Below are 12,196 nucleotides of genomic sequence, written 5' to 3'. Positions count from 1 at the left end.
GTGAACAATTGCCGCCATGCAATTGTCAACCTAACAAGTTCCAGCATCAAAACTTGAATCAGTCACATATTCATTGTCTTTTTCTGCAATGCAAATAACCCCATTGAAGAAAAAGACACATACACCAGGTTTTGTCTCATGCGACTCAATAATTACAATACGAATTGGATTAAAGTTAGCACCTTAATAAAGTCGCCCCTTACGTTGATTCTCCCTAATACGAGTAATTAAAGTCAGAAAGAGTTGATGGAGGTAAAAACTCAACCACCTCTTTTATGTTTGCAACAGCATGAATTTAATATTGATTATCTAGATTAAGTCACATCCAAGCATTGTCAAACTCGTGGATGACATAACCTATATCGTCCAACCAAGTGCGTGGGCTTTATTATAAGCTTTTTGACTAATATCTTGAGCAACAAAATGATGATGCAATATCATCACACCTAGCACATGATTTAATAATGCATCGTTTTGTATTTTTTCTGCATCACTAGTAGTATCGCTTTCTTGACGTTTAACTAAGACTTCCAAAAACCCCGGATCAATTAGCTTTGCTTCTTCAAGTTGTACAGGAGAAGCAAACCTATCTAAGAGAGATTTTAACTTTTCCCACTTTTTGTTATCTGTGTGTGCTGGAGGAGCCATAAAAGCAAATTTTTCACGATTGTATAGAGTTTCAGGGATAACGCCTTTAACTGCTTCCCTTAATACATGCTTTTCCCTTGTACCTTTGATTCTCATTTCTGGTGGGATTAATGTCGCAAATTCAGCTAGTTTATGGTCTAAAAACGCTGGCCTAGCTTCCATTGAGTTAGCCATATCGACCCTATCACCACCCCAAGTCAAAATTTGACCTTCCAACATTGTTTTTATCCAAACATACTGGGCCTTATCAAGTGGGTGACGACCCGATAGATACTTTTCGTCAAGTTTTTTGGCAATAGCTTTACCTGGCTCATATCCGCTTAACTCTTCCCTCCTCGAATAGTGCACCAATTGTTTTGCTGTATCAGTACAACCTAACCAAGGTTGTAAACAGCTGGGAGTAAAGCCAACTTTATCGTTAATTTGTTCAGAGGAATACTCGTCCTTTGGCAGCATCGCCCCTTTGAATAATTTATTGCTTTCTTCCAGCGCTTTTTGCCAAGCTTTCGCTTGTTCGCTGGTCAAGCCATCCATACCATGCAAAAACATATCCTTTCTAAAGGCAGGATAGCCTGCAAACAGTTCGTCAGAGCCTTCACCAGTTAGTACCACTTTATAGTTAACATGTCGTACTTGCTGAGACATCATCAGTTTAGCAACTGCTAGCGTGTTATAAATAGTACGCTCGGTATGCCAAATGGTGCGCTCGAAATTGTCGTATAACAGTTCTGCATTTAACTCGAGTATTTCTTGGTCCGCACCAACGGATTCCGCCATTTCCGTAGCGATCGGTGTCTCGTCATAATCTTTATTATCAAATGCAATCGTAAACGCTTTAAGCGGTTCTTGGGACGCCGCAGAGGCTAGACCTAATATTGAACAAGAGTCGATACCACCAGATAGATAGCAGCCAACAGGTACGTCAGCATTTAACCTTAACTGAACCGCTTCTAATAAATGCTTTCTAACACCGGAAATATAATAGTCATCTGAATGTTGTAGACGCATCCCAAGCTCTGGAAAATTTATATCCCAATACTTGGTGGTTTCGATTAAAAACTCGCCATTATCTCTAGTGATTTTGAGCATATGACCTGGCTCAACCTGAGAAATACCTTTGAAGGCAGTAGTACCAGGCACCATAACCTGTATTAATTGATGGAAAAGTCCTTGAGTATCAATTTCGGCTTTAACCTTTGGATGTGCAAGCACGACTTTGACTTCTGAGCCAAAAACAATCTCTTCTCCTGTATTCGCCCAATATAAAGGCTTAATACCAAAACGATCTCTGACTAAATAAAGCGCATCTTCTTGTTCATCATAAAGAGAAAAAGCAAACTCTCCCCGTAGTTGTTCCAATGCTTTATCTATGCCTTCTTTTTTGAATAACCATGGAACAATTTCAGAGTCACTTTTTGAAGAAAAATTCAGTCCCTGTGCCATTAAATCTGCTCGAATACGTTGATAGTCATAAAACTCTCCGTTATGCGAAAAGATTACAGTCCCCTTGAGAAAAAACGGTTGTCGACCCCTCTCTTCATTTAAGTCAATAATTGAAAGGCGAGAGTGACTCATACCAATACCTAGATTGGCTGGATTACAATAACCATAGTTATCGGGGCCGCGATGGTGTTGAATTGCAGCCATATTTACTAAAATTTGTGAATCAATGGGGTGACTTTGAGAAGATGTAAAAACACCTGCGATACCGCACATAAAAGGCCTCTATAAAATTAAATAATATCAAGAACACGTTCGGCACGACGAACGAGACACGTTAAAAGTGCTTGTCTTAAGAAAACGGCGCCACGCGCCTGGGCAAAATACCAATTGTGGGGTGTAACGTCGAGTGAAGTACACAACTCCTCGCCACGTGCTAGAGGATGTAAAATAATAGCATCTGGCTTTAAAGCAGATTGGTTAGAAAGTTTATATTTTGTACCGTATTCCTTAAATGTATCTCCCTCCCAAGCAATAGCATTGATATAAACAACGTCTGCAAACTGTATAGTCTCAGCAAATGCACTAGTAACCGCAATGTTTAATCCTGCCTTTACAAGCTGCTCTTGCTGGTCTCGATTAAACACACTACTTTCTTCTTCGTTGGCAATTATGGTGACTTTAGAAAAAGCCTTAGGAAATTTGGCAATTAATTTTAAAAGACTTCTAACCGTTCTCATTTTTGAAGGCATACCAATGATACAAATATCAATGGGATCTTTAGGGTGCTCTTCGATCAACTCTGGCCGCCACTTGAAAATAGTGTACAAGTCGGCAAGTGCCTGTGTTGGATGTTCATCTAATCCATTGCCCGCATTGATGATCGGAACCCTCAAGGTGTCCATCATCTCTTTTACCGAGCCCTCATTCGAGTCTCTTAGCACAACGCAGTCACCATAGTTGTTAAACATTTCAGCTACGTCACTTAAGCTTTCACCCTTCGCAATGCCTGTCGTGGAACGATCAGTAATTGACATAATATCTCCACCTAAACGATGCCAAGCACTTTCAAACGACAAGCGTGTTCGCGTACTTGGCTCATAAAATGCTGAAATTAATATTTGCCCTTGTAACGATGTAGAAAATCTACCTGGGTTCGCTTCGTATTTGGCTGCCAGCCTAAATAATTGCAATAAAGTTTTACGATCGAATTGATCTGAAGAATAAACATGCTGATTGGTCAGCTTTTCTAGATGCTTACCATCTTCCATAATTGAACGTAACAAACTTTTGGGATGTGCGTTGCCATATACGTCGGGCTTTTGTCGGTCAAACTGCACGATGTCTTTAAGCTCTGAATCTACCATAAGGATTTGCCTTTAAAATCTTTGAATAAAAAGTAAAGTAACAACAGTGGTGATATAGCAGTCATGGCCAAAGCACCATAGATAATGAGAAGTAAAAGCTGTTCGGATATATACATACTATTTACCGCATTGGCTGTGCCATTCAAACATAATGGGTTTAAATCGCATAAAGTACTGACAAACCAAAAGTGAAATAAAGCAAGAACTTAGTGCAGCGGTATAAAAACCAATTTGAAAGTAACAGATCAAACCAGTAATTGTACCCATTACCATCGCGATAAAAGCGCCACGACCCGATAGACTCTTACCATACAAACCATAAATAATTGGCCAAATCGTTGATGCAACAAACGCTCCGGTAAAGTTAAGTAACGCGCCAAGCGTTGCCAATTTGGGCAAACAAATCAGCCAAGTAATCACACCTAGCAAAATAATCATGGCCTTATTAAATGCCATGGTCTGCTGACTAGATGCATTCTTCATGAGTGTATTTTTATATACATCATTTGAAATTAAGTCTGCTGTTGCAGCTAATAAGGAATCCATGCTCGAAGCAAGCGCTGAAAAAATAATAATAAACACCAAAATTGCCCCTGATGCTCCAAGCACATTTGCTGCAACTAGTGGGCCGACCATATCTGGCGATTCAGGGAAAATACCAAGTGAGTAGGCTGATAGCGCAATAAATCCGGTTACAATTGGTATCGGGAACCACAATAAGCCTGAAACCAAGAACGATTTTTTGCCAACACCTTGTTTAAATGCGAATGCTCTGGACCACCAAACATTTGAATGAAATATTTCACCAATACCAAAGAAGATATTATTAAAGAAAAACATAATTGCAGCTGGAAAAAGCAAATTAAGTAATTCTGGTTGGTGCTGTTGAACATCTTGGTAGACATTTTCAAAACCAGCTTGGTTAATGCACGCATAAGCGATATATACAACGCCAGATATAATGATAATAGTTTGCGCAAAATCCGTTGCGATTACCGCTCTAAGACCCCCTAATAGCGTATAAGCGACACAAACAAAAATAATCACTGTCATGCCTGTGTGATAACTAACAGGGCTTAAACTTGATAATAGTATTCCGCCAGCCATTCCCAAACTAATAAGCCACCCAAGCGCATAACATAACGAAATAATGAGAAAGGCGATCCAAGCCGCTTTACCATATCGTGTAAATATAAAGTCACCGCTAGTGTACCCAGTTGGTAATAGCTGCTTAATTTTATTAGCCAGTGGCGCGAATAAGATCAGCCCCAAAGCGGCCATACTGTAACCAAGCATCCCCCACACTCCAAATTGGAAGGTTAATTGTGGAGCTACTAATGTGGTATTGCTGGTAACCCAAGTTGCCATCGCCGTAGCAGTCGCTAAAGCAAAGCCAACATTGCGCCCGGCTAAAACAAACTCATCGTGAGATTTAGAACCTTTGCCAAGGTACCACCCCCACAGTATCCAAAGTATCGAAAAGGCGGTTAATATAACGATCGTTGTATGAAAATCTATTTGAGTGGATGTCATGCTAACGCTTATACCTTCGAATACTAATTATAAGAACACAAAACAATACAAAACCTAGAGCAAAGAAAACTACAGAATTGACAAGAGGGTAATGCTGCACAGTAAAACGCAGGGTAGCCCCTTTACCAGCCTCATTATTGAAAAATTGTATTGTGTATTTACCGTTTGGTAACCCTGAAAGAGTGAGGTGACTTTGATCGCTCATTCGACCTGAATTTACAACCTTCCCTGCATTTATTAGACGAAAAATTTCACAATGGCCGCCACAGTCTTCATGGGGTATAGCAAAACTGCCATACCCTTCTTTTAATTCATCAGCTTTGGTTAGGTGTGCTGAAAACAGGCATAAAAATAAGATAACTAATTTGATAGCGCTTAACGACTCTATTACTTTGTATTCTAATTAAATTAGCATCGGTTTGAGTACTAATCAATCGATTACCTTCTAAATTGTAAATGCACGGTGTTAAATTTGTTTTATTTATGTGCATAGAACAGAGCCACTCTTTACATTTGAACGTATTGGCCGCTAATCGTTCTTAGCAGTCTGTCTGGTGAAGTCTAAATTATTCATCAAAGCTTTAAGACCTGATATATACAAGTTTGTCGTACTTTAATTACCATGTGATTCTGTCGTAGGTGCTAATTACAACTTTCACCAGAAGCAACAGGCCTGTAAAGAGATAGGAATTGAAATCATCTTTGCCAGTTTTCCTCAAGGAAAAGGTCGTATTGAAGGTGTCTTCGATACTCTGCAAGTCAGATTGACACCCTGACGACTTAACAATATTACTGAATATAACGGGCGCAACTAGCTGCTTCCAACACGTCTTCACCCCGCAGTTCTGGCGTAAAAATTCTGATTGTAAAATCAATCTAGAACATCAGACAGCGAATATACGCCTGTATCACGATACACCAATCTTGATGAAACCTGCATCTCCAAGGTCTACCGGAAAACCCGCAACAACCATACGTTTAGTTTCAGGGGAGAATTCTACTTCACCGACTCACCGCTTAAGCACGTAATCGCATACCAGAAAATTGAAATTCGTACGGATAAAAACAAGCGGTTCTATGTGCACTTCGCCGAACGAAAACTACAGTTAACCGAAGTCAGGGAGCGTGAAGTATTGGCACAGGCTGAAAAGCTAGAAAATGTGGCAGAAGCTTCCCGTCTAAGTAGTGTCTCCCACAATACTAGTTACCGCCATCATGAACGGATAAAACAAGGCGGAGTAAAGTCGTTGAAAAGTGAGCAAATGCAAGTTCTTAACCACAGAGCCTTACTGTCAGAGCCATTAAGGAAGTTGTCATCGAATTCTCCTTAGTTAACCCACACATGGAACAATCCAATGTATCACGGCTACTTAAGCCTGAAAGAAACTTCGACATACGTGCTAGCTGCGCGCGCAATATCTGGCTAAGGATAAATATCAATACCACTTCGTTACGGTTAGCAAAACTTAGTGAAGCTCGGTAACATTGATAGTGTGATTATGTCAAAACCGCTTGTTATTTATGCCGTCAGTATCCCTTCACAATCATAACAGTACACATTATGGCTACAAAAATGTATCTCCCACCCGAGATCTCAACAATGACTTCAATGTGTCACTATAATTCCGACTCACTTTGAGCCTGATATCCCCCCCTAAATCCAACATCGATTCATTGTTCTTTAGTGTGGTAAAGCTTTTCACAAAATTCACATTTACTAAGGTCGATTTATGGATACGTGCAAACGTACCATTATCAAGCTCTTCACTGAGTCGTTTGAGCGTGATCCTGACAATATAGTTTTCCTTATCTGTATGAATACACATATAATCCCCAGCGGCATCAACCCACATAATCTCATCCACGCATAAGAAAACTTGCTCATTGTCATGATTTTTAATCAGTAATTCATGTCTTGGTTTTTCTGGAAATGGCGCACTTTCTTTATCTAACCACTCTTGCAGCTGCGAGATACTTAACCCTGAAGACTCACCTAGTGCTTTTAAGAGTTTAGCTTTCTCTTCACTTTTTTGGGTATGCTTAGAGTCGGCAAGCGAATGACGTATTCTGTCTACCGATTTTTTAAGCCTACCAAGGTTCACAGGCTTCATTAAATAGTCCAACGCATTGAGTTCAAAGGCTTCTATGGCATAGTCACTATATGCACTTACAAACACGACTAATGGCATTGTGTCTGACTGCAAACCTTGAACGACTTCAAGCCCACTGAGCCCGGGCAACCTTAAGTCGATAAACAACACATCTGGCTGATGCTCATGACACAAACGAATTGCATCGTCACCGTCAAACCCTTCTCCCACTATCTGAATATCAGATATGTTTTCAAGTCGCAGCCGTAACCCCTCTATTGCTAAAGGTTCATCATCAACCAGTACCGCAGTAATCATATTATTTCCAATTCTTATTTTACTTTCACAAAAGGTATCACAATCGTGACGCGTGTTTTTGTATTGCCATCTTCCACACTCAGCTGGCACGGCGTACTAAAAAAGGTTTCTAAGCGCTCCTTGGTATTGCTTAAACCTATCCCAAAACCTTTTTCATTAGAGCTATTTGATGCCCCGCCTTCGTTTTCTACAAAGATCCGTAAATGCTCATCTTGCTTGATCACCCGAATATCTATTACGTTTTGTTTTTTTCTTGCTTCAACGCCATACTTAATCGCGTTCTCTACGATCGGCTGCAAAACCAAAGGTGGAATTTTGGCCGGCCTAGCCTCGTCGCTAACTTCAAAATTTACCTTGAGGCGTTCACCAAACCGCACCTTCTCAATACTCAAATACAAATCAAGCAGCTCTAGTTCTTTGCCAAGATGGCTGGCATCTGACGTGTCATGCTGAAGTGAAGCTCGAAAGAAATCGCAGAGTTTATCCAGCATTTCCTGCGCCAAATCATTTTCACTTTTCATAATCAAAGTAGAAATGGCATTCATTGTATTAAACATAAAGTGGGGATTTAACTGGTATCTCAACATTTGCAGTTGAGCATCTTTAGCCGCAGTCTGGGCCCTGAGCAACATTTCATGCTCTTTTTGTAAGCGCGCGTTGTATAACATAATGAAGAATATCGCTGTCCACACAAACATGGTAGAAACCGAAAACAAAAACCAGCCGCCAAATTCGAGCATATTAAGCTCTTGGTACCATACTTGGTTGTACACAATTGTTTTGTATGAGGCCAATTTAATTATATTAAACATCAAACCTAGTACTGCAGCACTGACGAAGCTCGTTATCAAAGTACGCTTGAGCGGCCAGTGCACAATACGCCTTATAATCGACCACTGTATAAATGACAGAACAAAGCCACAGCTTACCTCTACAGACAAATTCAACAGTTGCCCTTTTAAGTTAAAGTCGCTGTCATCAAACTGAGGATGAATAATAGAAATATAAACAACCACAGTGTAACCAAGCCAACCAAGGATCTGTAGTGACCAAAATTGATGACTTTGTTTTGAAAAAGCTTGGAGTGAAATTGTTAATTCTGACTGGGTCTGCGCATTCATTATTGTTGTACGGTATAAACTTATCCTACGTCAGTATAAGCGCACATTTCCTAGAACCCCAAATCAGCAACAACATTTTTGAGCATGCTCATATTTATTTCTTGAGAAGAAAGCTGAGTTTTAATCCATTGAATTTACTTGGCTTTGTAAGGGTAGAAATAGGAATAGGTATTGAACCACACAAACAAAAACGCCCTCGGCCAATATAACCGAGGGCGTTAAAACCGAATAATTTTTAAAAGCTAGGGCAAATTAAGCTGATTGCTTACGCTGCGCATCTTTTTGAGCTTGCTTTTGCTCTTTGCGTTGACGAAGCGCTTCTTGTGCTTCATGACCAATATGACCTTCACCACGCTCTTTTGCTAGCTCCATTTGCTTCTGGCGCTCAGCAAAACGGGCTTTTTGCTCTTCAGTCACATTGTCGTAGCAGTGGTGACAAGAAACCCCTTCCATGTACTGCTCTAACTTCATTTCTTCTTCAGTGATAGGCATGCGGCACGCGTGACACTGCTCGTAAGAGCCTTTGTTTAGGTCATGATCAACCGCTACACGGTTATCAAATACAAAGCACTCACCTTCCCACATCGTTTCTTCTTTTGGCACGTCTTCTAGGTATTTAAGAATACCACCTTCAAGGTGGTACACCTCTTCAAAGCCTTGCTCTTTCATATAAGCGGTAGACTTTTCACAGCGAATACCGCCAGTACAGAACATTGCTACTTTTTTATTCTTCTTAGGGTCTAGGTTTTTTTCAGCCCATTCAGGGAATTCACGGAAAGTTTTAGTTTTTGGGTCAACCGCATTTTTAAATGTGCCGATTTCAATTTCGTAATCGTTACGTGTATCAACTAATACCACTTCTGGATCAGAGATTAGTGCATTCCAATCCTCTGGCTTAACATAAGTACCAACCACTTTCTTAGGGTCAATACCATGCACACCCATGGTCACAATCTCTTTTTTCAACTTTACCTTAGTACGGTAGAACGGACATGTTTCGTCAAAAGACTCTTTATAAACAATGTTGTCCAAACCAGGTTGCTTGTCCAACCATGCAAGTAACGCATCGATACCTTCGCGTTTCGCCGCCACAGTACCGTTAATACCTTCTTCCGCAAGTAGCAAAGTACCACGTACCTCGTTCTCTTCCATAACTTGCAATAAAGGTTGACGGATCTGCTCAAAGTTAGGCAACAAAACGAACTTATACATTGCACAAACAACATAAGGTTTAGTCATAATAATTCTCTTTTATAAGCTTTAAAACAACCTACACTTAAACACGACGCGTAGGCACAAACCGAATCGTAAATCCGGCGCTGAGGCGTGTATTTTACGGATTTATAAAACAAATGCAAAACACGCAGAATCAAGTGCTGAGTTTTTATTCCAAGTGATTAAAACAAAAGCAAAAACAATTTTAAACTGAGATTTATATAGTGCCTTTGTCTGGCTCTTTGCTATAATGGCGCGTTTTTTAGAATAATGACTGGAGAAAGTAACTTTGAGATTTTCCGAACTCGGCCTTGACCTTCGCTTTGAAAAGCAACTACAACATCAGGGAATTAATGAGCCTACTGAAATTCAAGCACATGCCATCCCTACCGCTTTAGCAGGCCACGATGTTTTTGCACAGTCAAAAACCGGTTCAGGAAAGACCTTAGCGTTTTTGTTACCTGCTGTGCAGCGTGTAATGAAGCAAAAAGCGCTGAGCAAACGAGACCCTCGTGTACTCATCGTTGCCCCTACTCGCGAGTTGGCCAATCAGGTATTTGCGCAGTGCCGCTTGTTAATTGCCGGTACCTCAATGACAGCTACCAAAGTACTTGGCGGCGAGAACTTTAACGACCAAGTTAAAGCACTACGTAAAAATCCGCATTTTGTTATTGGCACACCAGGTCGAATTACCGACCATTTAGAACAACAGTCATTACATCTAGCTGGCCTTGAGCTACTTATTTTTGACGAAGCCGACCGTATGTTAGACCTTGGCTTCGATAAACAGCTAAACGCTATCAACAGTCAAGCTGACCACCGCCTGCGTCAAACTATGGTATTTTCTGCGACGCTAGAACATGCCCAAGTAGAGCTTACAGCAAAAGCGCTGTTAAAATCTCCTAAAAAGATCCTACTCAGTGGCAGCAATGAAAAGCATGAAGACATTCAGCAGGCACTGTATTTTGCAGACCATCTTGATCACAAAGAAGCATTACTTAAACATTTTGTGCAACAGGACGAGGTTGGACAGTGCATTATCTTTACTGCAACCCGTCAAGATACAACACGCTTGAGTGACTTACTTAACGAAATGGGCATTAAAGCCATTGGTTTAGCTGGTGACTTAGCTCAGAACAAACGTCTTGATATTATGGATGCGTTTAGCCGCGGTATTTATAAAGTGCTAGTCACAACAGACGTTGCTTCTAGAGGCCTTGATCTGTTAAATGTCACTCACGTAATTAACTTTGATTTACCAAAACAAGCGGAAGAATATGTACACCGTATCGGTCGTACAGGTCGCGCGGGCTTTAAAGGCACCGCCGCTTCTTTAGTTGGTCCAAAAGACTGGAAGAGCTATCAAGCAATTGCGCAGTATTTAAAAGAAAAGCTCACCTTTCATACCGTGGAAGGTCTTGAAGGTAAATTCAAAGGCTTTAAAGAAAAACCTAAAAAGCCAGTCTACAAAGGTAAAAAACCAACCACTGGTAAAAAGACTGAACAAAAGCGTAAGTTTACTAAAAAGCCTAAAGCGCCTAAAAAACCTATCGCAGCACCATTTGATGTAGATGGTAATGCACCACTTCGCAGAAAACCAAAGCCAGCTGAGGAGTAAGCCATGCTAGGTACAAAGCAATTTTTAATGATTGAAGAGATCAGCGCTGAAGGCGCATACCTAGACGGTAAAGAACTAGGTGATGTATTTTTGCCACTCGACGAAAAGCCTGAGTATTTAGAAGAAGGCGATAATGTTGAAGTGTTTATCTATTCAGATAACCAAGGGCACCCTTGTGCTACGACAAAAGCACCATTGGCTCAAGTTGGTGAATTTGCCTTACTTCGTGTAAAACAGATTAATAAAGTGGGCGCGTTTATGGACCTGGGCATAGCTAAAGATGTACTTGCGCCTTACAACGAGCAAAAGCCAAAAATGCGTGAAGGCTATAGCTATCTTGTAAAGCTTTACTTAGACAATGCCAGCAAACGTTTATGCGCTTCGAGCAACCTAAATAAGTTTGTTAATAAAACACCTGCTAATTACGAGAAAAACCAAGAAGTCGATTTAATCGTGGCTGCTAAAACAGATCTTGGCTACAAAGTGGTTATTAATGAAACGCACTTTGGTATGGTGTTTTTTAACACGGTATTCAAGCGTATGTACATTGGCCAGCGTATGAAAGGTTATGTTAAGCAAGTACGTGAAGGCGACAAAATCGACGTGCTGCTCGAAAAACCGGGTATAGAAAAAATTTCTGGATTAGGTGAGCAAATTCTTGCAAAGCTAGAAGAAAACAATGGCTTTTTACCACTGGGTGACAAGTCAGACCCACAACAAATAAAGCAAGCCTTCTCTACCAGTAAAGCCAACTTTAAAAAAGCCATTGGTGGTTTATTTAAACAAGGTAAAATTGACATAGAAGCAACGTCTATTTCCCTTCGCAAGTAATAGAATTGGGTGATT

General features: G+C 40.5%; 9 protein-coding genes. 3 read left to right on the top strand and 6 right to left on the bottom strand.

Annotated elements, in window-relative coordinates:
• Positions 1-357: 357 nt before the first annotated feature.
• From asnB to N475_RS09010, 3 genes are all read right to left on the bottom strand, one after another.
• Positions 358-2,364, bottom strand: a complete 2,007-nt coding sequence (asnB, locus tag N475_RS09020) for an asparagine synthase (glutamine-hydrolyzing) (protein WP_063357145.1) — start codon at positions 2,362-2,364, stop codon at positions 358-360.
• Positions 2,365-2,381: 17 nt separating this feature from the next.
• Positions 2,382-3,455, bottom strand: coding sequence for an aspartate/ornithine carbamoyltransferase family protein (locus N475_RS09015; RefSeq protein ID WP_063357146.1), 1,074 nt, complete (start codon positions 3,453-3,455; stop codon positions 2,382-2,384).
• A 117-nt stretch (positions 3,456-3,572) separates the two neighbouring features.
• A complete protein-coding gene (locus N475_RS09010) occupies positions 3,573-4,988 on the bottom strand; it encodes a sodium:solute symporter family transporter (protein ID WP_063357147.1) in 1,416 nt (471 codons plus the stop codon).
• A 1,079-nt stretch (positions 4,989-6,067) separates the two neighbouring features.
• Here N475_RS09010 and N475_RS25950 point away from each other — a divergent pair.
• Positions 6,068-6,319: a hypothetical protein gene (locus N475_RS25950; protein ID WP_196765604.1), complete on the top strand. Its 252-nt coding sequence runs from the start codon at positions 6,068-6,070 to the stop codon at positions 6,317-6,319.
• Positions 6,320-6,553: 234 nt separating this feature from the next.
• Here the strand turns inward: N475_RS25950 and N475_RS09005 are convergent, their stop codons facing one another.
• The 3 genes from N475_RS09005 to trhO all read right to left on the bottom strand — a co-directional run bounded on the left by N475_RS09005 (position 6,554) and on the right by trhO (position 9,756).
• Positions 6,554-7,396 carry a LytR/AlgR family response regulator transcription factor gene (locus N475_RS09005; protein ID WP_063365081.1) on the bottom strand — a complete coding sequence of 281 codons (843 nt, stop codon included), beginning with the start codon at positions 7,394-7,396 and terminating at the stop codon, positions 6,554-6,556.
• 14 nt (positions 7,397-7,410) lie between these two features.
• Positions 7,411-8,517, bottom strand: coding sequence for a sensor histidine kinase (locus N475_RS09000; protein WP_063365080.1), 1,107 nt, complete (start codon positions 8,515-8,517; stop codon positions 7,411-7,413).
• A 252-nt stretch (positions 8,518-8,769) separates the two neighbouring features.
• Positions 8,770-9,756, bottom strand: a complete 987-nt coding sequence (trhO, locus tag N475_RS08995; RefSeq protein ID WP_063365079.1) for an oxygen-dependent tRNA uridine(34) hydroxylase TrhO — start codon at positions 9,754-9,756, stop codon at positions 8,770-8,772.
• Positions 9,757-10,021: 265 nt separating this feature from the next.
• Between trhO and N475_RS08990 the strand changes: the two genes are divergently transcribed.
• Together N475_RS08990 and N475_RS08985 are read left to right on the top strand one after the other, a co-directional pair.
• Entirely contained in the window at positions 10,022-11,350 is a 1,329-nt protein-coding gene (locus N475_RS08990) for a DEAD/DEAH box helicase (RefSeq protein WP_063365078.1), read from the top strand.
• A gap of 3 nt (positions 11,351-11,353) precedes the next feature.
• A complete protein-coding gene (locus N475_RS08985; protein WP_063357152.1) occupies positions 11,354-12,181 on the top strand; it encodes a CvfB family protein in 828 nt (275 codons plus the stop codon).
• The last annotated feature ends 15 nt before the right edge of the window (positions 12,182-12,196 follow it).

The organism is Pseudoalteromonas luteoviolacea DSM 6061 (assembly GCF_001625655.1).
In the GTDB taxonomy this organism is placed as follows: Bacteria; Pseudomonadota; Gammaproteobacteria; order Enterobacterales; family Alteromonadaceae; genus Pseudoalteromonas; species Pseudoalteromonas luteoviolacea.
This window is presented reverse-complemented; position numbering and strand designations above follow the sequence as displayed.

Excerpts from the sequence above, each read along its gene's own strand:
- asnB (WP_063357145.1), bottom strand. The coding sequence starts at position 2,364 with ATGTGCGGTATCGCAGGTGTTTTTACATCTTCTCAAAGTCACCCCATT.
- N475_RS09015 (WP_063357146.1), bottom strand. The coding sequence starts at position 3,455 with ATGGTAGATTCAGAGCTTAAAGACATCGTGCAGTTTGACCGACAAAAG.
- N475_RS09010 (WP_063357147.1), bottom strand. The coding sequence starts at position 4,988 with ATGACATCCACTCAAATAGATTTTCATACAACGATCGTTATATTAACC.
- N475_RS09005 (WP_063365081.1), bottom strand. The coding sequence starts at position 7,396 with ATGATTACTGCGGTACTGGTTGATGATGAACCTTTAGCAATAGAGGGG.
- N475_RS09000 (WP_063365080.1), bottom strand. The coding sequence starts at position 8,517 with ATGAATGCGCAGACCCAGTCAGAATTAACAATTTCACTCCAAGCTTTT.
- trhO (WP_063365079.1), bottom strand. The coding sequence starts at position 9,756 with ATGACTAAACCTTATGTTGTTTGTGCAATGTATAAGTTCGTTTTGTTG.
- N475_RS08985 (WP_063357152.1), top strand. The coding sequence starts at position 11,354 with ATGCTAGGTACAAAGCAATTTTTAATGATTGAAGAGATCAGCGCTGAA.